Raw genomic sequence first — 25627 nt, forward strand, 5'->3', positions numbered from 1 at the left:
TCAGCCGGCCACCGCGACGAAGGCACCGTTCTTCACCATCGCCTTGGTCAGCTTCTTCGCCGGCTCGCGGTCGGGGCCGAAGGTGGTCTCGCCGGTGACGCCCGGATAGTTCTTCGTCTGCGCCAGCGCGTCGCGAACCTTCTCGCGCGTTGGATTGGGCCAGGCGCGCTCCAGGGCGGCGAGCATGATGCCGACGGCATCATAGGCCTGCGCGGGGAACTGGCCGGGCTCGGCCTGGCCGGTGCGGGCCTTCCAGGCGGCGACGAATTCCTGCACCTGCGGTTCCGGCGAATTGGGCAGGAAGGTCGCGGTCAGGCGCAGCCCCTCGGCATCGGCGCCGGCCAGCGCCAGCAATTGCTGGTTATAGGCGGCGGAGGTGGAGTGCACCGGGATGCCGATGCCAAGCTGCTTCATCTGCTTCAGGAACTGTGCCGCATCTTCATAGAAGAAGCCGGTGTAGACGACATCCGGCTTGCTGCGTGCGATCTTGGTGATGATCGGACGGAAATCCTGCAGGCCACGATTGAAGTATTCGGAAAACACCACTTCGCCGCCACGTGGCTTCAGCCCGTCGACGAAGCCGCTCACCACCGACTGGCCCCAGTCGGTCTGCTCGGAGATCACCGCGACGCGGCGGTGGCCCTCCGCAAGCAGCCACTCGGCGTTGTACGGCCCTTCCTGCGCCTGGGTGGTGATGTTGCGGAACTGCCACTTCGAGATCTTCGTGTAGTCCGGGTGCGAGGCAGTCTGCGAGAGCTGCGCCATGCCGGCCTGAGCGTAGACCTGCCCGGATGCCATCGACACGCCCGAGGTGAAGTCGCCGAGCACCGCCAGAATTGTGCGGTCATCGACAAACTTGCGCGCGATCGCGACACCTTCGCGCGAATCCGAACGTGAATCCTCGTAGACGATTTCCACCCGGAACGGTTTGTCGGCGCGGTTGAAGCGGTCCAGCGCGATCTCGGCGGCGTTGCGGAAATCCTGGCCGTACTGGGCGGTGCCGCCGGTCAGCGGCAACTGGTAGCCCAGCCGCAGCACCGGTTTGTCGGCGGCACGGGCGGGGCCGGCGAGCAGGGCGCCGGTGGCGAGCAACAGGCTGCGACGGTCGAGCATCGGATCATTCCTGGATGGCATCGTGGAAGGCCCCCCGGGCCCCGGTCATGGTAGATGTCGGTTGCCCGCGGGGGATGCAAGGGCCGGGCCGCTCAGTCCTTGCCCGGCAGCACGCGCAGGGTGCAGCAGCCTTCGCGGCCGGGCTGCCAGGTCTCGCCGGCGAAGGTGAAGCCCGCCGCGGTGAACATGCCCTGGTCGATGGCGCCGGCGATCTCGCACAGGTCCTTCAGGTCGGCATCGCCGCAGCCTTCGGCCTGCCACGCTTCCTTCAGCGGGCAACGGTGGAAATGAATGGTCAGCTCGGCCTCGTCGCAGCGGCGCAGCTCCGGGGAGAACAGCGTCTCGCCCTCGATGATGCCGCCGAGGAAGTCGCGGCTCAGCCCGGCGAGGTCGGCGGGGCCGTGCCCGGCGAGGCCGGCCCCGGCCTTCTCGCCCATCTGCCGCGTGGCTTCCTTCATCAGCGTCATGGCGCGCTCGCGGCCGAGTTCGGCGCGCAGCACCTCGAACATGCGGGCATAGAAGGCGGCGCGCATGGCGAAGGCACGGCGCAGCAGGGCGTGCACCTCGGTGGCGGCCATGGTGGTTTGGGTGGGCATCGTCGGTTCCTTGGGCATCAGGCGATCTCCCTGGCATCGCGCCAGCGATATTCCAGCAGCTTCAGCGGCGCGACGCGACGCAGCAGCCCGTGCAGCGGCAGCGGCGTGGGCGGGCCGAAGGGCAGCGCCACCTGTTCGGTGCCGGTGCCGCCGGCGAGGCGGGCGAATTCGCGGCCGATGGCGATGGCCAGCGACACCGCGCGGCCGTTGCAGCCGGTCCAGCCCCAGGCATCGGGGCCGAGTTCGTGGAAGCGCGGGGCGTAATCGGGCGTCATGCCGATATAGCCGTTCCAGACATAATCGAAGCGCACCGTGCCGAGCTGCGGCCAGATGCGGGCGAGCCGGGTGGCGATGCGCGCCTGCAGCCGTTCCACGGCGTTCACCGGCAGGATCAGCGCGCCGCCGGTCACCAGCCGGTCGCGCGCGTCCCAGCGGGCGAAATACAGGTCGCCATGCGTGTCCGACATCGCCTGCCGGCCGGGGATCACGGTGCGGCGCAGCACCGGATCGACCGGCGCGGTCGCCATCTGCCAGGAATGCACCGGCACCACCTCGCGCGCCACCGCGGGCGCCAGGGCGGGGGCGAGCTCGCCGGTATAGGCGTTGCTTGCCAGCACCAGCGCGCGCGCCCGCACCGTGCCGCGGGCGCCGCGGACGATCCAGTTGCCCTCGACGCGATCGAAGCCGAGCACCGGCGAGCGGACGCAGATGCGCCCGCCCCGGCCGAGCACCGCGGCGGCGAGGCCGCGCGCCAGCGCCAGCGGGTTGATGTGCCCGCCGCTGCGGTTCCAGAAGCCGCCGTGCCAGTAGCCGCTGCCCATCATGTTGCGCATCTGCATGCGATCGAGCAGCTCGACCGGCGCGCCCCAGCGCTCCCACTGGCGCACGCGCGTTTCCGCGATGCGCATCCGCCCGGGCGAGTGCGCGGGCTGCACCCAGCCGGTCTGCTCGGCCTCGGCGGCGATGTCGCAGCGGCGCACCGTCTCGAACAGCAGGTCGGCCGAGCCGCCGAGCATGGCGGCGAAACGTTCCCCGGCGCCGCCGTAGCGCGCCACCAGGTCGTCCGGGTTCATCCGGGTGAGGGTGGGGATCACCTGGCCGTTGTTGCGGCCGGAGGCGCCCCAGCCGGGTGCCATGGCCTCGACCACCAGCACGTCGGTGCCGGCCTCGGCTAGGTGCAGGGCGGTGGACAGGCCGGTGAAGCCGGCGCCGATCACGACGACGTCGGCGCGTTGCTCGCCCTCGAGCACCGGCAGGTCGGGCGCGGACGGGGTGACCGCCGCCCAGAGCGAGGGCGGCCAGGGAACGGGATCGGTCTGGGGCATATCCGGGTGTACTCTGTGCTGCCTCGCAACACTGCGCCAGGACGGCGCCGAGGAAAAGCGGCCAGATGCGCGCGACCCCGCCGCCGTCATCTCATCATGCTTGCGGGCGGCGGGGGGATTGTCCTACTCCGGCAGGCATGATCCTGATCACTGGCGGCGCCGGCTTCATCGGTTCGAATCTGCATGCAGCGCTGGCTGCGCGGGGCCACGAGACGATCGTGGTCGATCGCCTGCGCAGCGACGGCAAGTGGCACAACCTCGCGCACCATCCGCCGACCGCGATTGTCGCGCCGGAAGAGCTGCAGAATTTCCTCGCCCTGCAGCCGCCGATCGAGATGGTGTTCCATCTCGGCGCGATCAGCGCCACCACGGCGACCGATGGCGACCTGGTCTGGCACACCAATGTCGGCCTGTCGCAGGAGCTGTGGAAATGGTGTTCCTCGCTCGGGGTGCGGATGATCTACGCCTCCTCGGCGGCGACCTACGGGGCCGGCGCACAGGGCTTCGAGGATGGGCTGGACGATCTTGGCAATTTGCGTCCGCTCAATCTTTACGGCTGGTCCAAGCACGCCTTCGACCTGAGCGTGGCGCGCGCCGTGGCCGGGCGGCGCAAGCGGCCGCCGCAATGGGTGGGCCTGAAATTCTTCAACGTCTACGGGCCGAACGAGTACCACAAGGGATCGCAGGTCTCGGTGGTGAAGGTGAAATACGACGAGGTGCGGCGCGGCCAGGCGCCGCGGCTGTTCCGCAGCGACCGGCCCGATGTCGCGGATGGCGAGCAGAAGCGCGACTTCATCTGGGTCGGCGATGTCGTGGACGTGCTGCTCTGGCTGCAGGACACGCCGGGCGTGAGCGGGCTGTTCAATGTCGGCACCGGCCAGGCGCGCAGCTATCGCGACCTCGCCCACGCGGTCTGCCGCGCGGGTGGGGCGAAGGAAGACATCGAGTTCATCGACATGCCGGCCAATCTGCGCGGCCAGTACCAGTCCTTCACCGAGGCGCGCATGGATCGCCTGCGCGCGGCCGGCTACACGAAGCCCTTCACCTCGCTTGAAGACGGCATCAACCGCTATATCACCGAGTATCTGGCGATGCCGGATCCCTACGTCTGATTGCGGGCGCCGCCGCGATGGCCGCGGCGGCGCACCGGATTCAGGTTTGCTGCCAGGCGGGCAGCAGCGTCTCGCCGCGTCGCACCGCATCACGCAGCCTCGCGAGGCGGTGGTCATGCGCCTGCAACTCGGCCTGCAGCGCCTGCTCTTCGGGCGAGGTCGCGACCACCGCGGCGATGCCGCCGTTGCGGATGATCACGCGCCGCGCGCCCGACAGCGCCAGCAGCGGATCATGGGTCGACAGCAGCACGATCTTGCCCCGGCTGGTGAACAGGCGCAGCGCCTGCCGGCGATCCACCCCGGCATTCTCGATCTCGTCGATCAGCACCACCGGCTTCGCGCTCAGCAGGGCGGCATCGGCGATCATCAGCGCGCGGGACTGGCCGCCGCTCAGCTGCGTCAGCGGCGTGGCGGCGGTGAACGGCTCGCCGGCCATGGCGATGGCGGCGTCCAGCACGGTCCGCGCCGCCGCCCGTGGATCAGCGACGCCACAGCTTTCGGCGTGCAGGGACAGGAAGTCCTCGACGTGCAGGTCCAGCACGAAATTCATGTTCTGGGAGATCTGCGCCACCAGCCGCGCCTCGGCCGAGACGCGCATGCGCGGGGCAGGGGTCGCGCCGTTGACCCGCACCACCCGGCGACTCGGCGTGTCGCCCTGGGCGAGGCATTCGATGTCGGCCAGCAGACGGCTTTTGCCCGAGCCGGTCGGGCCGACGATGGCCACCACCTCGCCCGGCCGCAGGCAGAGCGGGACCGCTTCCGGCTGTCCGTCCTTGTCGCAGCCTTGCGTCACCTCCAGGCATTCCAGCGTGATGCCGCCGCCGGCAGGGCGCGCGGCCAGGAAGGCGCGCAACTGCTCCTGCAGGGCCGCCAGGGTCCAGCCGCCTCCGTCCCTGACCTCCCAGGGGAGCGATTGCCAGTAGTCCTGCAGCGAACACGCGGCCGCCGGCACGGGCAGGCCGTGCCGGCGCAGGAAGTCCGTGTCCACCGTCATGGTCGCGGCGCCGGTCATGGTTCCTGCTCCTCGATGCGCATCCGGCGGATCACGCCGTGCTGGAACTCCGCGCCGATGCGGGTCTGGCCGAAGCAGTAGGAACAGACCGCGGCGGGCACGGAGAAACGCAGGCGCCCGCCGGTCAGCGCCGCTTCCTCCGGCGCGTCCCGCCACAGCATGGCGACTTCCCGGCATCCCTGGCCGGTGATGCCGTTGGCGAACAGGATCTCGGCGCGCGCGTTCACCTGGCGGATGCGGAAGGCGAAGACGTCGCGCTCGGCCTGGCTGACGATGTCGCCCTTCGTCACCACCACCAGGTCGGCGGTGCGCAGCATCGGCCCGACCTTGCGCGGGGTGTCGATGCCCGAGAGGTTGTCCAGCACGCACATCGCCAGGAAGCCGCGCAGATGCGGCGCGCAGCGGTTGCACAATCCCGCCGTCTCGCTCACCAGCAGGTCGAGTCCCTGGCGCGCGCCCCAGGCGGCGCAGGCCTCGACATTGGTGACAAAATAATGGTCCGGGCAGGTGTTGCCGGAAATCCCGGTCAGCACCGGGATGCCCTCGGCCTCATAGGCCGCCGCATCCAGGCTGGTCAGGCAATCGAACTTCACCACCCCGGTCCGCAGCCCCGCCGCGCGCAGATGCCGCAGCGCCCGCAGGATGACCGAGGTCTTGCCCGACGAAGGCGGGCCGGCGACCGTCACCAGCTTCATCGTTTCAGATCCATGCCAAGGGCGCCCCGCGCCAGCGCGGCGTCGCAGAGCGGGTGCAATCCGGGAAAATCGAGGCCGCGGGCGTGCGACCAGCCCAGCCAGCGCAAGGGGCCGGGCAGGGGGGCGCCGCCGCTGTCGTCACGGTTGCTGGCGCAGCCCGCGCTTTCCATCCGGCCGGCCCAGTCCCGGCCGGTCAGCAACGCATGCGCAAGCCGCGCCGCCGGCGGGGCGTCGTGCCGGCGCAGCAGCAGCAACGGCACCGCGTAGGCCCCCTCGCGCGGCCAGACCAGGGCCACGCGGTCGCGATGGATGTTGTTGAGCGCCCAGAAATACGGAAGGATCGCCAGCGCGGCGCCCTCCGGATCGCCGGAACCCAGGTTGCGCGCCATCTGCGCACCGCCGCGGAATCCCCACATGTTCGCGCCCAGCGCCTGCAGCCCGTCCAGGCCGAAATCGACGAACAGGTTGAACAGCAGCACGCCCGCGAGCCGCCCGTCGCTGCCGTTGGCAACGATGTCGCCGCGGTACTGCGGCGAGAGCAGGTCCTCCCAGCCTTGCGGCACCGGGCGCCCGCGCAGACGGGCGCGGTCGGCCAGGATTACCCAGGGACCGGCGCCGTACACCTCGCAAACCCCGAGCGGATCGGCGAGCCCCGCCGCGGCGAGATCGGGACGCAGCGCCGGCTGCGGTCGCGGCTGGTAGAGCCCGGCCTGCTGCCAGCGCGTGGTGAAGCCGGGCCGCGTGAAGCGGCCGAGCCCGGCATCGGAGAGCAGGCCGGGCAACCAGTCCGCATCCTCGGTCTCGTGCACCCAGGCGCAGTCCGGGCTGTCCAGGCTGGCCGGCACGTACCAGGCGGCGGTCAGGCCGCTGCGGCGCCGCTCCCGTTCGAAGCCTTCATGCAAATGCTGGCGCACCATCCGGCGCAGCGGCGGGAACACATGGCCGAAATAGTCCAGGCGCCGCCGCGGCCCGCCTTCCTCCTCCGGGAAGGCCGGTTCGTCGCCGCTCATGGCGCGGCGGTGCCGGCGAACAGCAGGTGCAGGTCGGCATCGGTCAGGGCGACGCCGAAGAACAGACGGAAGAACGCCCGCGTTTCCGCTGGCAGATCGATCCTGTACCGATCCGGGTGCAACCGGCCCGCCAGCCATTGCACCCCCATGATCCGCATGTAGGAGGGCGGCCGGTCCATCCAGTTGAACGGCAGCGACGGCACCACCAGCACGCGCCGGCTGCGCACCGCCGCGAGCGTCTGCCAGCGTGGTTCCGTCAGGAACATCGTGGCGGTGCGGGGGAAGCGCACCAGGATGACGTCCGGGTCCAGCAGCAGCACCGTCTCCGCGGTCATCGTGGCGGTGGCGGCGAAGCTGTTGGCGGCCGCGCAGTGCAGCACGTTGCGCCCGCCGGCCAGCCCGATCACCTCGGCCCGGGCGGAGCCGTCGCACTGGCTCTGCAGCCCGTCGGGGGATTCGGCGTAGTAGACACGCGGCCGCTGCCCGTCCGGCAGGTCGCGCAGCGCGGCGGCGACGCGGGCGCCGGTTTCTTCCAGATAGCGTGCCAGTGCCTCGCCGCGTTCTGGCCTTTGCAGCACCGCGCCGAGGAAGCGGAAGGTCGCCGGGTACTGCTCCAGCCGCTCGGCCGCCACCGCCACCGCCGGCCTGCCGAGCCGGGCCATGGTGGCGCGCACCTGCTCCGACAGCCCGGTGCCGTCCAGCACCACGCCGAGGTCGATGCCGGCCGCCATCAACTGTTCAGGGTTCGTGGTCTGGATGCCGCTGACCGACAGCCGCGGCAGCGCGGCGAAGCCGGGCGGCAGGAAGCGGGCGAGGTCCGGCGTGGTGTCGAAATAGCTGCCCGCCAGCAGGTCGGGGGCGATCGCCGCCATGATCGCCACGGCGGAGGAGAACGCCCCGTACACGCGGTGGATGTCGGCCGGCAGCGTGATCGTCCGTCCGCTCATGTCCACCACCTCGCGCGCCCGGGCGGGGGACGCGGCCAGCAGCAGCGCGGCCGCGAACAGGGTGGCGCGGGCGATCCGGCGCAGGATCATCATCTTTCCCCCTCCTCCTCAGAACCGGACCTGCAGCGCCGCCCAGACGGTGCGCGGCGCGCCGAGGAAGGCACTGGCATTGCCGGCATTGGTGCCGTTGATGCTGCTCGGGAACACCGACACCCAGTAGCGCTCGTCGAACAGGTTCTTCACCCCGAGTCGCCAGGTCACGTCCCGGCCCCAGAGATCGGTCGCGTAGCGGGCGCCGAGATCGAGCGTGGTGTAGGCGTCCGCCCAGGTGGTGTTGGTGTCGTTGGCGGCGCGCCGGCCGGTGTGGTGGAGGTTCATCTCCAGCGCGAGCCCCGGCAGCGCCGGCACCCGGTATTCGGTGTAGAGATTGGCCTGGATGCGCGGCACGCCGACCACCAGCTTGCCGCTGGTCGCGGGGCTCACGGTGTCGGTCAGTTCCGGGTCGAGCAGGGTGACGCCGCCGAACACCGTCAGGTCCTCGACCGGGTTGCCCTTGGCCGAAAGCTCCAGCCCGTAATTGACCTGGGTGCCCTGTTCGCGGAACACGTTGTCGCTGCCGGTATAGGCGAAGGGGCGGGTCATGCGGAACAACGCCGCCGCCAGGTCCACCGCGGCCATGCGGGCCTTCCAGCCCAGTTCGAACTGCTCGCTGCGATAGGGCGGCAGGATCTCGCCGGCATTGGCGACGCCGGAGGTGGGCGCGGTGTCGCCTTTCTGCAGGCTGTCGGCATAGGTGAAGTACAGCATCATGTCCGGCAGCGGCCGGAACATCAGGCTGGCGGTGGGGCTGATTCCGTTCTGGTGATAGCCCGAGGTCTTCGTTCCGCTGGTGTCCCAGCTCGCCCCTTGCAGCCAGTCCTGGCTGAACGCGGCCAGCACCGACCAGCGCTCGGTGAAGGTGATGGTGTCGCCGGCGATCAGGCTGAACTGGCGGTTCTGGCCGGAGCGGTATTTCGGTCCCACATCCAGCCAGGCCGGCGGGTTGAACACGGTGGGGGCGTACAGGCTGGCGCTGCCCAGGGTGTAGCTGCGGGTATAGCGTGGCGTGAACTGGGTCTGCTGGAAGCCGTTGCTGCCCAGCATCAGGTCATGCGTGAGCCCGAGCCCGCGCACCCGCCCGTTCAGGTAGAGCAGCATGCTGTCCACCGTGGTGGTGCCGGACATGTTGGTGCTGATGGAAGATGTGTAGGTCCTGGCGTTGCTCGCGAGCGTGTTGGTGACGCCATACAGGATGCGGGTCGCTTCCTGGTGCAGCCCCCCCCCGGTCACCGACCAGTCGTCGGAGAAGCTGTGGCGCAGGCGGGTGCTGACGATGTTGGTCTCCAGCTGCTGGCCGGCGAAGCTCTGGCCATAGCCGACCTTCGTAGGATCGAGTGCGGCGGGCAGGGGCGTGGTCTGGCTGTAGGAGAACGATCCGGGATAGCCGTTGGCGATCTGCAGGTAATGGCTGGCGTTCAGCTCCAGCGTGGTGGCATCGGAGACGTGCAGGTCGAAATTGCCGCTGACCATCTCGCGGCGAAGGTGACTGCCGCCGACATAGCCGGTGCCATCGGCGATCAGGCCGTTCAGGCGGTAGCCGAACCGGGCGACCTGCCCGCCGACATCGGTGTGCACGGTGCCGATGCCGGCGCTGTCGAAGCCCAGGGACAGCTTGCGCAACGGCTCCTCGGTTGGCCGCTTGAGGATGTAGTTGAAGGTGCCGGCCGGGGCGGCCGGCCCATAGAGCGCCCCCGACAGCCCCTGCAGCAGTTCCACTGCCTCCAGTTGTTCCATCGGATAGGCGGTGACGCCGAACACGTTCAGCCCGTCCATGCGGGTGTTCTGGACGATGTCGCCCTGGAAGCCACGGCTCTGCGGCCGTCCGACATCCAGCCCGCCGCGTGCCTCGATCTGGGCGGAGGGGAAATAGCGGATGGCCTCGCTGAGCGTGCGTGCGCCCACCGCTTCCATCATCGGGCTGGAGATGTCCTGGATCGAATAAGGCGTTTCCAGTTTCGGCCGGTTGCCCAGCGGGCCGAGATCGACGCGGGCCCGGCGATAGCCGTCCCCGGCGCCGCCGCTCGCTTCCCGCGGCGGCGCCGAGACCACGACCGGATCCACCCAGGTTTCTTGGCCCGGCGCGTCGGCGCCCTGGGCCAGAGCGCTGCCACTGCCCAGCAGCCAGGCAGCCAGCGCCGCACCAGGGGATGTGATCCGAGTTGAGAATGAAGAAACGGCCATCATGTTCCCACCGCTCCGCACGCGAGTGCGGACGAGTGCTTCAGGAACGGCTCAGGCCGTGATCGGACCGGCGCGGCGGATCGGCGCGCGCTGTCAGTGTGTCGTCGGAACGTTAATCATCCGGCGGCGGTGATTCAAGCGCCCCTGGATCAGCCCGTCGGCTCCCCCGCCATCCGCTGCACCAGGCGCGTCGTCGATTGCCCTTCTTCAAGCGTCGCCAGGATGACGCGCCCGCCAGCCGCCTGCACCACATCCGCGCCGACGACGGTGTCGATGGTGTAGTCTGCACCTTTCACCAGCACGTCCGGCTGCAGCGCCTCGATGACGGCAAGCGGCGTGTCCTGCTCGAACAGCAGCACGAGGTCCACCGGGCGCAGCGCGCCGATCACGCGGGCGCGGGCCGCCTCGGTCTGCAGCGGTCGCGACGGCCCCTTCAGCCGGTGCACCGAGGCATCGCTGTTGAGTGCCACGATCAGCCGGTCGCAGGCGGCGGCGGCCTGTTCGAGCAGCGAGATATGGCCGGGATGCAACAGGTCGAAGCAGCCATTGGTGAAGCCGACCACCAGCCCCTGCCGCCGCCATGCCTCGCGCTGGCGGATCGCGTCGGCCAGGGCGACGACCCCGGGCGGGGGCATGCGGCGCGGATGCGCGGCACGGTCGAGCGCCGCCTGCAGCTCGGCGCGCGTGACCACGGCGGTGCCGATCTTGCCGACGACGATGCCGGCGGTCTCGTTGGCCAGGCGCATGGCCTCGGCCATGGGCAGGCCGGCGGCGATGCCGAGGGCGAGCGTGGCCACCACGGTGTCGCCGGCACCGGAGACGTCGAACACCTCGCGCGCAGCGGTGGGCAGGTGGATCGGCGGCGTGCCCGGGGCGAAATAGGACATGCCGAGTTCCGAGCGTGTCAGCAGCACGGCGGCATTGGTGATCGCGATCATGGCGGCGGCGGCACGCTCGGCCTCGGCGTCGGTGTCGCAGGGCAGGCCGGTCGCCTCGGTGAGCTCGCGGCGATTGGGGGTGATCAGGTCGGCGCCGGCATAGACGGCAACGTCGCGCCGCTTGGGATCGACCAGCACCGGGCAGCCGGCGGCGCGCGCCGCGGCGATGGCGGCATGCAGCACCGCATCGGCGCAGACGCCCTTGCCGTAATCGGAGATCACCATGACCTGCGCCCAGCGCGCCGCCGCCTGCACCGCGGCGATCAGTGCCTCGCGCGGCGCGGTATCGAGCGGGCGGTTGTCCTCGCGGTCGATGCGGACGAACTGGTGGTGGCCGGAGGCGACGCGGGTCTTGGTGATGGTGGGGCGCGAGGGATCGGTCACCAACCCCGAAGTATCGACCACCCCGAGCCCGGCAAGCAGGTCGCATACCATGTGCGCTTCGGCATCGGCACCGACGATGCCGACCAGGCGCACGCAGCCGCCGAGGGCGGCAAGATTGGCGGCGACATTGGCCGCGCCGCCGGCGGCGCGCCGCTCCGAGGCCGGACGCATCACCGCGACCGGGGCTTCGGGGGAAATGCGGGTGGCGTGGCCATCGATGTGGACATCCAGCATCACGTCGCCGACGACGGCGATGCGGCATGCTGCGAAATCGAGTCTCACGACGGCCTCCGGCACTGCTGCTGCGCAAATCCTATGGTACGAGGCGCAGCCTCACGCAAGTGTGGCGGGGCGTTGCCCCGCGCCCTACCAGGAGGCTTCGCCTCCTGGACCTCCACCAAGGGCTTCGCCCTTGGAACCCGATTTTCTGTGCCGCGCAGCGCTTTTGGGGTGCAGGGGCCTTGTGGCCCCTGCCGGGTCGAGGGCAGAGCCCTCGTCTTCCTTCAGGCCATCGCCTTCTTCAGATTCTCGTCGATCTTGCCAAGGAAGTCCTGGGTATTCAGCCAGGGCTGGTCGCGACTGATCAGGATCGCGAGGTCCTTGGTCATGAATCCGCTTTCCACCGTTTCGACGCAGACGCGTTCGAGCGTATCGGCGAAGGCGGTCACGTCCGGGGTGCCATCGAACTGTCCCCGATAGGCCAGGCCGCGGGTCCAGGCGAAGATCGAGGCGATCGGGTTGGTGCTGGTCTCGCGGCCCTTCTGGTGCTCGCGGTAGTGGCGGGTGACGGTGCCGTGCGCCGCCTCGCTTTCGACGGTCTGGCCGTCCGGGCTCATCAGCACCGAGGTCATCAGGCCGAGCGAGCCGAAGCCCTGGGCCACGGTGTCGCTCTGCACGTCGCCGTCGTAATTCTTGCAGGCCCACACATAACCGCCGCTCCATTTGAGCGAGGAGGCGACCATGTCGTCGATCAGGCGGTGCTCGTAGGTCAGGCCGGCGGCCTCGAACTTCTCGCGGAACTCGCGGTCGTAGATCTCCTGGAACACATCCTTGAACATGCCGTCATAGGCCTTGAGGATGGTGTTCTTGGTGGAAAGGTAGACCGGGTAGTTGCGCAGCAGGCCATAGTTGAAGCTGGCGCGGGCGAAACCCTCGATCGAGGCGCGGGTGTTGTGCATCCCCAGGATCACGCCCGGCCCCTTGAAGTCGTGCACCTCCAGTACCTGCGGTGGGCCGCCGTCGGCGGGCTGGTAGGTGAGGCTCACCCGGCCGGGGCCGGGGATCTTGGTCTCGGTGGCGCGGTAGATGTCGCCGTAGGCATGGCGGCCGATGACGATCGGCTGGGTCCAGTGCGGCACCAGCCGCGGCACGTTGCTGCAGATGATCGGCTCGCGGAAGATGGTGCCGTCGAGGATGTTGCGGATGGTGCCGTTCGGGCTGCGCCACATCTTCTTGAGCCCGAACTCGGCGACGCGGGCCTCGTCGGGGGTGATGGTGGCGCATTTCACGCCGACGCCATATTGCTTGATGGCGTTGGCGGCATCGACGGTGACCTGGTCGTCGGTCTGGTCGCGGTGCTCAATACCTAAATCGTAATACTTAAGATCGATATCAAGATAAGGGAGAATTAGCTTGTCCTTGATGAAGCCCCAGATGATCCTGGTCATTTCGTCCCCGTCGAGTTCGACGACCGGGGTCTTCACCTTGATTTTCGCCATTCCGCCCTCTTGAATTTGCCCGGCTGCCCAGTGCAGCCCCGTCTTTGGCGCAACGCGCGCTTCTGCCACCCCGTCCGCGCCCGCACAAGGCCCGGCGCGGTGGCAGCCGGCGCTTCCCCCAGAGGCCGTTCCCGGGCAGGCTCGACCCCATGCGCGTCTATCTCGCCGGACCTGATGTCTTCATGCCCGACCCGCTCGACCGCGCCGCCGCCCTCAAGGCAGTGTGCCGGCGGCATGGGCTGACCGGTGTCTCGCCGCTCGATGCCCTGGCCGACGAACCGTCCGACTGGGCCGCCCTGGCCGAGGCGCGGCGGATTGCCCTGCGCAACGAGGCGCATATCCGCTCCTGCGTTGCCCTGATCGCCAATCTCACGCCCTTCCGCGGCCCGAGCGCCGATGCCGGCACGGTGTTCGAGGTCGGGTTCATGCGCGCGCTCGGCCGCCCGGTCTTCGGCTGGTCGAACGACCCGCGCCTGTTCGCCGATCGCACCCAGGCCTTTCTCAACGGTTTCGCCCGCTGCACCGAGGCAGGCTGGCGCGACGGGGAGGATATGCTGCTCGAGGATTTCGCCCTGCGCGACAACCTGATGATCGACGGGGCGGTGCTGGCCTCGGGCGGGGCGCTGTTCGTGGCCGATCCGCCCGCGCAGGGGCGCTGGTCGGACCTGTCCGCCTTCGAAGCCTGCGTGGCCGCCCTGGCGACCGCGCTGGGGCAGCGGGGATAGCAGGCGTAGGGCGGACGCAGTCCGCCATCGCAAGCCTCCGCAAGCTGGCCGGCTGGCGTTGGCGGACTGCGTCCGCCCTACATCACTGCATCACGCCATCACTGGCGGTGGATCAGATGCCGGGTTCCTCGGTCGCCGTCGTCCGGGGGGCCAGCGGCCCGAGGGCGGCGGCGATGCCGAAGGCGCCGGGCAGGCCGCCCTTGGGGAACAGTCGCGTCACATGCCCCATCTTCCGGCCTGGGCGGGCTTCCACCTTGCCGTAGTGGTGCGGGATCAGCCCGGGGGTGGCGACGATCTCGGTCCAGAGCGCCATGTCGCCGGGACCGATCAGGTTCTTCATCACCGCGTCCGAATGCCGCACCGCCGGCGGCAGCGGCAGGCCGGCGACGGCGCGGATATGCATCTCGAACTGGCTGGTCGGGCAGGCGTCGATGGTCCAGTGCCCGGAATTGTGCGGCCGCGGCGCGATCTCGTTGACCAGCACCCGGCCGTCGGCGGTGACGAACATCTCCACCGCGAGCAGCCCTATCAGGTCGAGCCCGTCGGCCACCCGCCGTGCCGTCGCCTGCGCCGCCTGGGCGATTCGCTCCGGGACGCGGGCGGGGGCGAGGGTGGTGTCGAGGATGTGGTCGCGGTGGCTGTTTTCCACCGTGTCGAAGGCCGCCATGCTGCCGTCGGAGGCACGCGCCACCACCACGCTGATCTCGGCCGAGAAGTCGACGAAGCCTTCCAGGATCAGCGGCCGGGGCGAGAGCGCGGCGAAGGCGGGGGCGAGGTCGTCCGGCGTGCGCAGCAGCGCCTGACCCTTGCCGTCATAGCCCAGCCGGGCGGTCTTCAGCACCGCCGGCAGGCCGATGCGCGCGACCGCCTCCCGCAGTTCCTGCAGGCTGTCCACCGCCGCCCAGGGGGTGGTCTGCACGCCGATGCTGTTGAGGAAGCTTTTCTCCGCCAGCCGGTACTGGCTGATGCGCAGCACCGCCGGGGCCGGTCGGACCGGTTTCAGCGCCGCCAGAAGGTCGAGTCCCTCGGCGCTGACGTTCTCGAACTCGAAGGTGATCACGTCGGCCGCGGCGGCGAAGGCGCGCAGCGCCACCGGGTCCTCGTACTCGCCGAGGGTGACGCCGGAGGCCACCTGTCCCGCCGGGCTGTTCGCCTCTGGCGTCAGCACGTGGCAGCGATAGCCGAGCCGCGCGGCCGCGAGTGCCGACATGCGGCCAAGCTGGCCGCCGCCGACGATGCCGATGGTGGAATTCGGCGGGAGCGCGGTGCTCATGCGTCCGCCGGGTCCGTTGGTTCCATGGCGACGGCCTCCGTCTGTTCCGCCCGCAGCGCATCCAGGCGACGGGCGAGGGCCGGGTCGGCGGTGGCCAGGATCGCTGCGGCGAGCAGGGCAGCGTTGACGGCCCCGGCTCGCCCGATCGCCAGCGTGCCGACCGGTATGCCGGCTGGCATCTGCACGATCGAGAGCAATGAATCCATCCCCTTCAGCGCATGGCTCTCCACCGGTACACCGAGGACAGGCAGCGCCGTCCAGGCGGCGCACATGCCGGGCAGGTGCGCCGCGCCGCCGGCGCCGGCGATGATCACCTTCAGCCCGCGCGCGCGGGCGCCGGTGGCATAGGCCTGCAGCCGGTCGGGGGTGCGGTGGGCGGAGACGATGCGCGTCTCGTGCGGCACGCCAAGGCGCGTCAGCATCTCGGCGGCATGACGCAGCGTCGCCCAGTCGGACTGGCTGCCCATGATGAGGCCGACCAGCGGCGCGGCCCCGCTGTCCTGGTTGGAGGGGACCACGTCCTGCGATTCCACGTCTTCGGGCTCCACGGCCCTGGGGGCCACGGTCTGGGGGGGCACGGCTGGGGAAGACACTGCCGGCGGATCAGGCGATGCTGTCGGGAATCAGGCGTGATTCCAGCCAGGAGATCTCGTCCTTGAGCAGCAGCTTGCGCTTCTTCAGCCGTTGCAATTGCAACTGATCCATCGCCCCGTGCTCGGACAGCCGCGAGATGACGGTGTCAAGATCGCGATGCTCGCTTCGCAGTTCGTGCAGCTTGCGCAGCAGGGAGTCACGGTCGGTCAGCATGGCCATCTGTTACCATATCGTGTGGCGTCCGCATACGCGTCCAGGATTGCGCATCTTTCATGCCGAGGCCCTGGCAAAATCCGCCGGGAGTGGGTTACGATTTGATGGCACGCGGCCAGCCGGGAAAGAGTGGTCCGCTTGCTAAAGGGACGGCCCCGGTCCGCGTGCCAGTAGTGACGGCACATCCCCCGAAGAGGAGGCCACATGAGCCTGCAGTCCCGCATCGAGAGCCTGAAGCAGCGTCACGCAAGCCTCGAGGCTCGGATTACCGACGAGGACGCCCGTCCGAAACCTGATGCGGACACCTTGGTACGGCTCAAGATCGAGAAGCTGCGGGTAAAGGAGGAGATGGAGCGACTGCGCCCGCCGAACTGAGGCAGCAGCGCCAGCAACCGGCCACGGGGGCGTTGCCCCCTGGCCCTGCCGGAGAAGCCAACCCGGGGGGTCGTTGCTCCCCCCAGATATTCCGCCAGGGGCCGTTCAGGCCCTTGGCTCACATCCCCTGACACCATGGTCCGCTCCGCCGTCACGCGCCCTCGCCGTGGCGCGTCAGGCTGCCTCGTCCGCCTCGGGCGGCGGCGGCACCGGCACGGCCTGGCCTTCGCGGGTCAGGCGTTCGTTCGCCTGCTGCACCATCAGGTGCAGGTCGGTCTGGCTGCACAGGCCCAGGATCACCGGGTCGCGCGGCTTGATGTTGGGGGAATTCCAGTGCGTCTTGTCACGCACCTTCTGGATGGTGTCCTTGGTGGTGCCCATCAGCTTGGCGATCTGCGCATCCGAGAGCTGCGGATAGTTGCGCAGCAGGAAGGCGATGCCGTCCGGGCGGTCGTTGCGCTTGGCGACCGGGGTGTAGCGCGCGCCCTTGTTCTTCTTGGGCATCGGGATGGCGCTGGTGGCGAGCTTCAGCCGCGCCTCCGGCGAGCCTTCGCAGCGCTTGATCTCGGCCGCGGTGAGCTGGCCATGGGCGATCGGATCGTAGCCGACGATGCCCTGCGCCACCTCGCCATCCGCGATCGCCTGCACCTCGAGCGGGTGCATGCCGCAGAAATCGGCGATCTGCGTGAAGGTCAGGGCCGTCTTCTCGATCAGCCAGACGGCCGTCGCCTTGGGCATCAGGGGAAGGGTCATGACGTGCTACCTTGGCGGTCTCGTGGCGTTCTGGCGTGGGCTCGTGCGCGGGGCCTGCGGCTGCTGCGCCGCCGGAATTCGGGCCTGCCGGAACGAGAGGAATGTGCGGCATATGGCCCTCGCATGACCGGCCGGTCAAGCCGGACGCCGGGCTGTACGCCTGAAAGGGAAGGAGAAAAAATGGTGATCGCCGAGGATGACGACCTGCCGCGGCCCTCGCAGCGCCGTCTGGCGCCGCTGCCCCTCGATCTGCTCGGGGTGGCGGAGCTGCGTGCCTATATCGGGGAGCTGCAGGGCGAGATCGCCCGCGTCGAGGCGGAGATCACCCGCAAATCCTCCCATCGCGACGCGGCCGCCGCCTTTTTCCGCAAGCCGGGCTGATCACAGGCGCCAGGGAAAGGGTCACAAGAAAGGGGGGCGCGATGCGCCCCCCTCCGGTTCCACGGGCTGGTTCAACCGTGTCAGGCGGCCTGCGTGACCGTCTGCGGCTCGCCGGTCAGGCGGGGAGCCGAGCCATTTACGGGGATGCGGCGCGGCTTCAGCGCTTCCGGCACCACCCGCCGCAGGTTCACGTGCAGCAGGCCGTTGTCCAGGTCCGCCCCGTCGACGACGATGTGGTCGGCCAGCACGAAGCGACGCTCGAAGGCGCGGCCGGCGATGCCGCGGTACAGCACCTCGACCTTCTGGCCCTCGCCGTTGCCGATGCGGCCGGAGACGGTCAGGGTGTTGTCCTTGACCACGAGTTCGATGTCATCGCTGCCGAAGCCGGCCACCGCCATGGTGATGCGGTAGCTGTCCTCGCCGGTCTTTTCCACGTTGTACGGGGGATAGGACGTGTCGGCCGCTGCGGTCTGCGCCGTGTCCATCAGGCGCACCAGGCGGTCGAAGCCGATCGCGGTACGGAACAGCGGGGCGAAATCAAAAGCGTTCATTGTCAACCTCCTGCAAGAGCAAGGTCCAGTTTCCGGGCCGCCCCTGCGGGGCCGGCCCTGTCGGAAGGCTCCGGAACCCCTCCTGGGCATTCCGGACACCCCCGATATGGAAAACGCCGCCCCCCGGTTCAAGGGGGGGCGGCGCCGGATCCGTGGCAGGAGGTGCAGCGGCTACTTCTTCTTGAGGCCGAGGCCGGCGAACTTCTTGTTGAACTTCGCCACCTGTCCCCCGGTGTCGATGATCCGCTGCACGCCGGTCCAGGCCGGGTGCGACTTCGGGTCGATGTCCAGCCGCAGCGACTCGCCGGGCTTGCCGTAGCAGGACCGGGTCTTGAACTGCGTGCCGTCCGTCATGATGACGGTGATCTCGTGGTAGTCCGGGTGGATGCCCGCCTTCATCGCTGCTCGCTCCTGGGTGGCCGCGCCGATCCCGACCGGCGCGGCGAAGCCGCGGCCTATACAAGCCGGGGGAAGCAGGCGCAAGCAGGGGGTGCCCACGCCGCTCAGGCGTCGAGGAAGCGCGCCAGCCGCACCGCGGTATGGCCGCGGCTTGCCCGCAGGCTCGGCATCACCAGCATGCAGTCGTCGTGCGGGGTGCGGATCTCCCGGGTGCCGTCCAGCGCGATCAGGGTGTTGCCGCGCTCGATCACCTGGCCGCCGCGCCAGGGCTGCACGAAGGCGAAGCCCGCGGTTGCGGCGGTCACCGTCATCGTCACCTCTGCCATGCGCTGCGGTGGCACGGGGCCGGCCGGGGGCAGGGCCGGGTGCGCATCCACCAGGCCGGCATGGCGCAGCAGGCCGGCGACCGAGGCTTCCATCGCCGTGACGGTGTCGGGCTCCCAGTGCTGGCCCGCTTCCACCAGCACCGCGGTGGCCTCGGCGGCGGGGGCGGTGAAGCGGGCATAGTCGATGATGCGCCGCCCGGTGACGTGGCCTTCGTCGGCCACCACCAGCGCGGGCGTGCCGATGTCGCGGGCCAGTGCCCGCCCCCTCGCCGTCGGGCCGCTCAGGATCAGCGGGTCGGACGGCCATAGCATCGAATGCAGGTCGAGCAGGATGTCGGCGGCATCGATCATCGGGCGAATCTCGCGCGCCCGGTCCAGCTCCGCCGAGCGCCGGCCGCTCTCCAGCAGGTCCTCGTCCCACAGGCGGTTGAGGTCCTCGTCGATGAAGCGGCTGCCGGTCGGCTGCTCGGGGATGAAGCGGTGGAAGGCGGCGAGGTTGACGAAGCCGCAGGTCAGCCGTCCGCGCGCCGGCCGCAGCGCCGCGCGCAGCAACCGGTCCAGCACGATCGCCCCGGCAATCTCGTTGCCGTGTGTCAGCGCCAGGACCATCACATGCGGGCCCGGCGCCTCGGCCGCGTGGCTGACGAAGCCGGGCACCCCGGTATTCCCGGCCTCCCAGGGGGAGAGGTCGGGGGCGCGCAGGCGCACGTCGAAATGCGGCAGGGGCATCGGAGTCGGGGTGAGGGTTTCCATCGGTGCCTTCATTCCCTGGCCGGGCCGGATTCGCCATGCCACGGATTGGTCCCTGTCCCCCGTCCCGCGCCGGCATCAGTCGCCGCAGGCCCAGATTTCTGTTCTCCCATGGCGGCAGTCTATACGCGCCGGCGGCGCCGGCAACCGCGCGCCTGCCCGGTCATCGGGGGCATGTCGGCGCTGCGTCGGGGGAAGGTTGAAGATCGCCCGGGCCGCATCATCGGCCGCGCGTGCGGCGCCGCCCCGGCGGGAGGATCAGCCGTCGGCGCAGGCGGGGCCGGGATCGCTGACCAGGACGTAGCCGGCGCCGCGCACCGACTGGATCAGCCGCTGGCCCCGGTCATCGTCGGCGAGCTTGCGCCGCAGGCTGAAGATCAATTGGTCGATGCTGCGGTCCTCCGGCCGCCACGGGCGGCGCAGCGCCGCCTCGGACAGCCGCTCGCGCGAGACCGGCTCGCCGATCGCCTCGACCAGCGTCTGCAGCGCGGCGAACTCGGCACCGGTCAGCACCACCGGCCGGTCCTCGGCATCGGTCACCGAGCGCCGCTGCAGGTCGATACGGAACGGGCCGACCTGGTGAACCGAGGACGGGCGGGCGGCGCGGGCCGGTCCGCGCCCATGCGTGCGCCGGTGCACCGCGCGGATGCGCGCCACCATCTCGCGCATCTGCACCGGCTTGGCGATGTAGTCGTCGGCGCCGAGCTCGAGCCCGACCACGCGTTCGGTTTCCTCGGCGCGGCCGGACACGACGATGATCCCGCAGTCCTGCTCCTGCGACAGCCAGCCGATCAGCGAGACGCCGTTGGTGTCCGGCAGTTCGAGGTCGACCAGCACGACATCGGGCGAGAAGCTCTTCTTCAGCTCCATGCCGCGCGCGCCGGTGGGCGCCCAGGCCGTGCGCATCCCCGAGCGTTCGAGGAAACGGCGAATGGTTTCGGCCACCGCCGCATTGTCCTCGATCAGCAGGACGCGGGGCATCAGCAGCGGCGGGGAAGGCTCTGCTGTCATGCTGGTCCGATGGTCATGCATCTTGCCTGGGAACGTGCGGGTCTTGCCGAAGGATCACCCGGTCCCGTCCATCCGCTGCTTCGTGTCCCTGATGAACGCGAGCCGGGAAAATGATTAACAAATACCATCGGCTGTTTTTCAAGTGAGGAGACACGCTTACATGTACTCGTGATGTCGCAGATTGATTCCATGAAGGAGCATGTGCAAGCGAGAGATGCAACTGCTCCGGCTCTGTCGTAACGTCCTGTTGCGTGCGAGGCACGGAGATCATCTCATTTTTTGGCATTGTCCGGCATTTTGGCGTCAAGGGCAGGACAGTGCGAGAAATTATCAGTATTGCCGTCGACAGAAGGCACTCATGCTCGATCGCATTCCCCTGCGGCTCTTCCGCTTCCTGCAGGCACCACGGCGGATCCGGCGCCGTGCGCGTGAGGTCACCCTGGTCGGCGGGTTGGCCCTGGTGTTGTTGCTCGGTGCCGCCCTTGCCGCCGTGCTCGACGACCGTCGCCGTGCCCTCGAGGCCGCGGCGCAGGAGCTCGCCCGGGTCGCCGACGCCACCGCCGCCGCCGCGCGCCTGGTCACCGACGCGGCGCAACGCCAGCTCGACGATGTCGCCGCCGGCGTCGGTGCGCCGGGCGAGGACATCGCCGCATCGCTGCGCCGGATGGTGTCGCGCACCATCGGTGCGCGCGGGGCGGTGGTGCTGTCGCCGCAAGGCGAGCTGCGTGCCGCCACGGGCGAGATCGAGGCGACGGATCCGGCTTTGTTGCGGCGCGAAATGTTGCCCTGGCTGCAGCACCAGGCACCGCTTCCCTGGCTGGGCATGGCCGGCGGCGTGCTGTGGCTGGCGCAGCGCCTGACCGCCCCGGACGGCACCGTCACCGGCGCGGTCGCGTTGGCGCTGGGGGGCGAGTGGCTGGCGACGCTGGCGCAGCAGGCCGGCATCGACGGCGAGGGGGAGCTGGTGCTGCTTGATGCAGATCGGCAAAGAGCCATCGTCGCCGGCCCGGCCGCCACCGCCAGCCTGCCCGCGATCGCGGCGCTGCTGAGGGACGCGCCCGTGTCGGGGCCGGTCGTCCTGGGCGGTTCCGGCCGCCGCCTGCTGGCGTTTCGTCCGCTGCTGCCTGGCCGGCTCGAGCTTGCCGTGTTGCGCGGGGTCGACGACGTGCTGGCCGGCTGGTGGCGGCGGGCCACCACCACCGCCGCGGTGCTGGCCGGCGTGTTCGCCCTGCTGCTGTTCGCCGGGCTGCGATTGCGCCATCGCATCGTGCTGTTGCAGCGCCAGAACCTGCGCCACATGCGCCAACTGGCACAGCTCGCCACCATTTCCGAGCGCCTGTCGCGGCTGCGCGACCTCACCGAGATCGCCGCCCGCGCCGAGTCGGCCGGACGCTCGCTGCTGTCCTGCGAGTGCGTGGAGGTGCAGCTTTGCCGCGGGCCCGTGTTGCCGCCCGAGCCTGCGTCCCGGCAGCGCGGCGTCGAGCTGCTCAGCACCGGGGGGGAACGTCTCGGTCGGCTGGTGCTGACGCGCGGCGCGGGCGAGGGCTTCACCGCCGAGGACGAGCTGCTGCTCGAGCAGTTCGCCCGCGCCGTCGCCTCGGCGCTGGAGGGCGCCACGCTGCTTGCCGACACGATGCGTTCGAAATCCGAACTGGAAATGATCCTTTCCACCATCAGTGACGGCATGGTGGTGCTCGATCCCGGCTGGGTGTTTCGCTACGTCAACGCCGCCGCCGCCCGCTACCTGCAGCGCCCGTGCGAGGAGATGCTGGGGGCGTGCCTGTGGGAGCTGTTCCCCGGCCTTACCGGATCGGAGATGGCCGAGCGGCTGCAGACGGCCGCGGCGACCGGCCAGGATGCGGTGTTCACCAGCGCCTACCCGCCGCTGAATGCCTGGTTCGAACTGCGCGCCTTTCCCTTCGCCGGCGGGCTGACATTGTATTTCCGCGATGTCACCGCCCAGCGCGAAACCGAGGAGAAGCTGCGCCAGGCGCAGAAGCTGGAGGCGATCGGCCAGTTGACCAACGGCATCGCCCACGACGTCAACAACCTGCTGACCGTCATCCTCGGCAATCTCGAGCTGCTGGCCCTGCGCGCCGAGGACCGCGAGCGCGGCGTGCCCGAGCCCGAGGAGGAGCGTGGCCTCGACATCACCCTCGCCGAGGCCGGGCTGCGCGCGGGCGAAAGCGCGAGCCGGCTGATGCACCGCCTGCTTGCCTTCTCCCGCCGCCAGGCGCTGGCGCCGCAGGTGGTTGCCACCGCGGATCTGCTGCAGAGCCTGCAGCCATTGCTCGACCGCACGCTGAGCGAACAGGTGACGCTGCGCATGCACTGGCCCGCCGATCTGTGGCTCACCCGGGTCGATCCGGCCGAGCTGGAAAGCGCCATCCTCAACCTCACCATCAACGCCAAGGACGCCATGCCCGGGGGCGGCACGCTGATTATCGAGGCGGCCAACGTCACCATCGACCGGGTCTACGCCGCGGTGGCGGGGGTGGAGCGGACCGGCGACCACGTCATGATCTCGGTCGCCGATACCGGCATCGGCATGGGCAAGGAGGTGATGGCGCGCGCCTTCGACCCGTTCTTCACCACCAAGGCTCCTGGCAAGGGCACCGGTCTCGGCCTGTCCATGGTCTACGGCTTCACCCGCCAGTCCGGGGGACATGTGCTGATCGACAGCGAACCGGGTCAGGGTACCATGGTGCGCCTGTATCTGCCGCGCGCCCTGCCCGAGGACGGCGCCGGCGAGGCCGAGGTGCGCCCGGGCGTGGCCGGGGGCGACGAGACCATCCTGCTGGTGGAGGACAATGACCTGGTGCGCGCCCACACCGAAACCATGCTGCGCGGCCTGGGCTACACCGTGGTGGCGGCCCCCGATGGCGCCACCGCGATCCGCCGGCTCGTCGACGGGCTGGGGCCCGACCTGCTGCTGACCGACGTCATCCTGCCCGGCGGCATGACCGGGCGCGATGTCGCCGAGCGGGCGCAGCGTCTGGTGCCCGGCCTGAAGGTGCTGTTCATCTCCGGCTATGCTGGCAACGTGCTGATGGAAAACGGACGGCTGCCGCCGGGCGTCGACCTGCTGGGCAAGCCGTTCCGGCGCAGCGAGCTGGCGGCGCGCATCCGCGCCCAGCTTGCCCCGGAGACGGCGCCGCCGCTCGAACGCGCCTGACCGTTTCCTTCCCCCCTCATCCTGGCGCCGCCCCGGGCTGATGCAGCGATGATCGCCGACTGTCTCCCGCCCCGGATGCGAAGCTGCTATGGAACGAAAGCAAACGGGGAGAAAACGGACATGAAGACAACAGCCGACAGGCAAAGCCTGAGCTACGTCAGCGGCACCTCCTCCGTGCCGCTGCTGGGAGAGACCATCGGCGCCCGGCTCGACCATACAGTGGCGCTCCATGGCGATCGTCCCGGGCTGATCGTGCGCCAGCAGGGCATCCGCTGGACCTGGCGGGAACTGGCTGAACGGGTGGATGCCTTCGCCGCCGGGCTGGTGGCGCTGGGGCTGCGGCCGGGCGAGCGCATCGGCATCTGGTCGCCCAACAACGCCGAATGGATCATCACCCAGTTCGCCTCCGCCCGCGCCGGATTGATCCTGGTCAACATCAATCCAGCCTACCGCACCAGCGAACTGGAATACGCGCTCAATAAAGTAAGTTGCCGCGCCCTGGTCACCGCCACGGCCTTCAAGTCCAGTGACTACGCCGGTATGCTGATGTCGCTGGCCCCCGAGCTGGCGCACGCTGCCCCCGGCGCGCTGAAATCGGCGCGGCTGCCCTCGCTGGAGCTGGTGATCCAGATCGGCGCGCGCACCATTCCGGCGGCGCTGGCCTTCGAGGACGTGCCCGGCCTCGGCGGCGCGCCGGAACGCGCGCGGCTGGCTGAACTCGGCCGGCAACTGCAGTTCGACGACCCGGTGAACATCCAGTTCACCTCCGGGACGACCGGTTCGCCCAAGGGCGCCACGCTGACCCACCACAACATCCTCAACAACGGCCTGTTCGTCGGCGAGGCGATGCGCCTGACCGAGCAGGACCGGTTGTGCATCCCGGTGCCGCTCTATCATTGCTTCGGCATGGTGATGGGCGTGCTCGGCTGCCTGACTCACGGCAGTACTATGGTATTCCCTGGCGAGGGCTTCGACCCGCTGGCCACGCTGCAGACCGTCGCCGAGGAACGTTGCACCGCGCTGTACGGCGTGCCGACGATGTTCATCGCCCAGCTTGACCATCCGCGCTTCGCCGAGTTCGACCTCTCCAGCCTGCGCACCGGCATCATGGCCGGCGCACCCTGCCCGATCGAGGTGATGCGCCGCTGCATCGAGGCGATGCACCTGAGCGAGATCACCATCGCCTACGGCATGACCGAGACCAGCCCGGTCAGCTTCCAGACCACGCCGGACGACCCGATCGAACGCCGCGTCGCCTCGGTGGGGCGGGTGCAGCCGCATCTGGAAGTGAAAGTGGTGGACGCCGAGGGACGCGTGGTGCCGGCGGGCACGCCGGGCGAGCTGTGCACGCGCGGGTATTCGGTGATGCTGGGCTACTGGGACGATGCCGAACGCACCGCGCAGGCGGTGGACAAGGCCGGCTGGATGCACACTGGCGACCTCGCCACCATCGACGCCGAGGGCTACTGCGCCATCGTTGGGCGCATCAAGGACATGATCATCCGCGGCGGCGAGAACGTCTACCCGCGCGAGATCGAGGAATTCCTCTACCGCCACCCGAAGATTTCCGACGTGCAGGTGTTCGGCGTGCCCGATGCGAAGTACGGGGAGGAAATCTGCGCCTGGGTCCGCCTGCGCGAGGACGAGACGATGACGGAAGAAGACGTCCGCGCCTTCTGCCGCGATCAGATCGCCCACTACAAGGTGCCGCGCTACGTGCGCTTCGTGGAGGATTTCCCGATGACGGTGACCGGGAAGATGCAGAAATTCCTGATGCGGGCGGCGATGGAGAAGGAAATCATCGGCAGCAGGGCTGCAGAGTAGGAAGGCGAGGGCTCTGCCCTCGACCCGGCAGGGGCCACAAGGCCCCTGCACCCCATTCGCGCTGCGCGGCAAATTGACGTAGGGCGGATAAGCGAAGCGCCATCCGCCATTACAACGCTCCTCAAGGTGGCTGGCTTGCGTTGGCGG

Annotated in this window: 24 protein-coding genes; 6 read left to right on the forward strand and 18 right to left on the reverse strand. The window is 69.6% G+C overall.

The genetic code is table 11. The features are described 5' to 3' along the window. From NBY65_RS14660 to NBY65_RS14670, 3 genes are all read right to left on the reverse strand, one after another. Positions 1–1113: an ABC transporter substrate-binding protein gene (locus tag NBY65_RS14660; RefSeq protein ID WP_150044034.1), complete on the reverse strand. Its 1113-nt coding sequence runs from the start codon at positions 1111–1113 to the stop codon at positions 1–3. A gap of 92 nt (positions 1114–1205) precedes the next feature. Continuing rightward, positions 1206–1709 carry an L-2-amino-thiazoline-4-carboxylic acid hydrolase gene (locus NBY65_RS14665; RefSeq protein WP_239003059.1) on the reverse strand — a complete coding sequence of 168 codons (504 nt, stop codon included), beginning with the start codon at positions 1707–1709 and terminating at the stop codon, positions 1206–1208. A 17-nt stretch (positions 1710–1726) separates the two neighbouring features. Further along, positions 1727–3034, reverse strand: coding sequence for an NAD(P)/FAD-dependent oxidoreductase (locus tag NBY65_RS14670; RefSeq protein ID WP_150044036.1), 1308 nt, complete (start codon positions 3032–3034; stop codon positions 1727–1729). A gap of 137 nt (positions 3035–3171) precedes the next feature. Here NBY65_RS14670 and rfaD point away from each other — a divergent pair, with 137 nt between their 5' ends. Next, positions 3172–4146 (forward strand): ADP-glyceromanno-heptose 6-epimerase, encoded by a 975-nt coding sequence (gene rfaD / locus NBY65_RS14675; protein WP_150044038.1) that lies wholly within the window; start codon positions 3172–3174, stop codon positions 4144–4146. Positions 4147–4186: 40 nt separating this feature from the next. Here the strand turns inward: rfaD and NBY65_RS14680 are convergent, their stop codons facing one another. The 7 genes from NBY65_RS14680 to NBY65_RS14710 all read right to left on the reverse strand — a co-directional run bounded on the left by NBY65_RS14680 (position 4187) and on the right by NBY65_RS14710 (position 13130). After that, a complete protein-coding gene (locus NBY65_RS14680) occupies positions 4187–5158 on the reverse strand; it encodes an ATP-binding cassette domain-containing protein (RefSeq protein ID WP_150044040.1) in 972 nt (323 codons plus the stop codon). After that, entirely contained in the window at positions 5155–5853 is a 699-nt protein-coding gene (locus tag NBY65_RS14685) for a GTP-binding protein (protein WP_150044042.1), read from the reverse strand. Before NBY65_RS14685 ends, NBY65_RS14680 begins: the two co-directional genes overlap by 4 nt. Beyond that, positions 5850–6863 carry an ABC transporter substrate-binding protein gene (locus tag NBY65_RS14690; protein WP_162530809.1) on the reverse strand — a complete coding sequence of 338 codons (1014 nt, stop codon included), beginning with the start codon at positions 6861–6863 and terminating at the stop codon, positions 5850–5852. Before NBY65_RS14690 ends, NBY65_RS14685 begins: the two co-directional genes overlap by 4 nt. Then, positions 6860–7903, reverse strand: coding sequence for an ABC transporter substrate-binding protein (locus tag NBY65_RS14695; RefSeq protein ID WP_150044045.1), 1044 nt, complete (start codon positions 7901–7903; stop codon positions 6860–6862). Before NBY65_RS14695 ends, NBY65_RS14690 begins: the two co-directional genes overlap by 4 nt. Before the next feature lie 15 nt (positions 7904–7918). After that, entirely contained in the window at positions 7919–10093 is a 2175-nt protein-coding gene (locus tag NBY65_RS14700; RefSeq protein ID WP_150044047.1) for a TonB-dependent receptor, read from the reverse strand. A gap of 146 nt (positions 10094–10239) precedes the next feature. Beyond that, positions 10240–11694, reverse strand: a complete 1455-nt coding sequence (gene rfaE1, locus NBY65_RS14705; protein WP_275266334.1) for a D-glycero-beta-D-manno-heptose-7-phosphate kinase — start codon at positions 11692–11694, stop codon at positions 10240–10242. A 221-nt stretch (positions 11695–11915) separates the two neighbouring features. Further along, positions 11916–13130: an NADP-dependent isocitrate dehydrogenase gene (locus NBY65_RS14710; RefSeq protein ID WP_150041645.1), complete on the reverse strand. Its 1215-nt coding sequence runs from the start codon at positions 13128–13130 to the stop codon at positions 11916–11918. A gap of 149 nt (positions 13131–13279) precedes the next feature. Here NBY65_RS14710 and NBY65_RS14715 point away from each other — a divergent pair, with 149 nt between their 5' ends. Continuing rightward, complete coding sequence (locus NBY65_RS14715; protein ID WP_150041646.1) at positions 13280–13855, forward strand: nucleoside 2-deoxyribosyltransferase; 576 nt, start codon at positions 13280–13282, stop codon at positions 13853–13855. Positions 13856–13967: 112 nt separating this feature from the next. On the opposite strand, the gene NBY65_RS14720 is transcribed toward NBY65_RS14715, so the two are convergent. The 3 genes from NBY65_RS14720 to NBY65_RS14730 form a co-directional block, all read right to left on the reverse strand. After that, positions 13968–15128 carry a 5-(carboxyamino)imidazole ribonucleotide synthase gene (locus NBY65_RS14720; RefSeq protein ID WP_150041647.1) on the reverse strand — a complete coding sequence of 387 codons (1161 nt, stop codon included), beginning with the start codon at positions 15126–15128 and terminating at the stop codon, positions 13968–13970. Beyond that, the gene (gene purE / locus NBY65_RS14725) at positions 15125–15595 is read right to left on the reverse strand and encodes a 5-(carboxyamino)imidazole ribonucleotide mutase (protein WP_150041711.1); all 471 of its coding nucleotides are present in this window, start codon (positions 15593–15595) and stop codon (positions 15125–15127) included. Before purE ends, NBY65_RS14720 begins: the two co-directional genes overlap by 4 nt. Before the next feature lie 136 nt (positions 15596–15731). Next, the gene (locus tag NBY65_RS14730) at positions 15732–15935 is read right to left on the reverse strand and encodes a YdcH family protein (protein WP_150041712.1); all 204 of its coding nucleotides are present in this window, start codon (positions 15933–15935) and stop codon (positions 15732–15734) included. 204 nt (positions 15936–16139) lie between these two features. Between NBY65_RS14730 and NBY65_RS14735 the strand changes: the two genes are divergently transcribed. After that, entirely contained in the window at positions 16140–16310 is a 171-nt protein-coding gene (locus NBY65_RS14735; RefSeq protein ID WP_150041648.1) for a YdcH family protein, read from the forward strand. 174 nt (positions 16311–16484) lie between these two features. Here NBY65_RS14735 and NBY65_RS14740 read toward each other — a convergent pair whose 3' ends face one another. Beyond that, positions 16485–17048: a DUF1013 domain-containing protein gene (locus tag NBY65_RS14740; RefSeq protein ID WP_150041713.1), complete on the reverse strand. Its 564-nt coding sequence runs from the start codon at positions 17046–17048 to the stop codon at positions 16485–16487. Between the two features lie 195 nt (positions 17049–17243). On the opposite strand from NBY65_RS14740, the gene NBY65_RS14745 reads away from it, so the two are divergent. Beyond that, entirely contained in the window at positions 17244–17444 is a 201-nt protein-coding gene (locus NBY65_RS14745; RefSeq protein ID WP_150041649.1) for a DUF1192 domain-containing protein, read from the forward strand. Between the two features lie 80 nt (positions 17445–17524). Here NBY65_RS14745 and NBY65_RS14750 read toward each other — a convergent pair whose 3' ends face one another. The 4 genes from NBY65_RS14750 to NBY65_RS14765 form a co-directional block, all read right to left on the reverse strand. Continuing rightward, the gene (locus tag NBY65_RS14750) at positions 17525–17995 is read right to left on the reverse strand and encodes an Hsp20 family protein (protein ID WP_150041650.1); all 471 of its coding nucleotides are present in this window, start codon (positions 17993–17995) and stop codon (positions 17525–17527) included. 171 nt (positions 17996–18166) lie between these two features. Continuing rightward, on the reverse strand, positions 18167–18394 hold the full coding sequence (gene rpmE / locus NBY65_RS14755; RefSeq protein ID WP_150041714.1) for a 50S ribosomal protein L31: 228 nt from the start codon (positions 18392–18394) through the stop codon (positions 18167–18169). A gap of 104 nt (positions 18395–18498) precedes the next feature. Then, positions 18499–19473 carry a M14 family metallopeptidase gene (locus NBY65_RS14760; protein ID WP_150041651.1) on the reverse strand — a complete coding sequence of 325 codons (975 nt, stop codon included), beginning with the start codon at positions 19471–19473 and terminating at the stop codon, positions 18499–18501. A gap of 255 nt (positions 19474–19728) precedes the next feature. Beyond that, positions 19729–20481, reverse strand: coding sequence for a response regulator transcription factor (locus NBY65_RS14765; RefSeq protein ID WP_162530614.1), 753 nt, complete (start codon positions 20479–20481; stop codon positions 19729–19731). Positions 20482–20839: 358 nt separating this feature from the next. Here NBY65_RS14765 and NBY65_RS14770 point away from each other — a divergent pair, with 358 nt between their 5' ends. Beyond that, positions 20840–23656, forward strand: a complete 2817-nt coding sequence (locus tag NBY65_RS14770) for an ATP-binding protein (RefSeq protein WP_150041653.1) — start codon at positions 20840–20842, stop codon at positions 23654–23656. A gap of 120 nt (positions 23657–23776) precedes the next feature. After that, positions 23777–25480 carry an AMP-binding protein gene (locus NBY65_RS14775; protein ID WP_150041654.1) on the forward strand — a complete coding sequence of 568 codons (1704 nt, stop codon included), beginning with the start codon at positions 23777–23779 and terminating at the stop codon, positions 25478–25480. Positions 25481–25627 lie beyond the last annotated feature (147 nt).

The sequence above is a fragment of the Rhodovastum atsumiense genome (assembly GCF_937425535.1).
Lineage (GTDB): Bacteria > Pseudomonadota > Alphaproteobacteria > Acetobacterales > Acetobacteraceae > Rhodovastum > Rhodovastum atsumiense.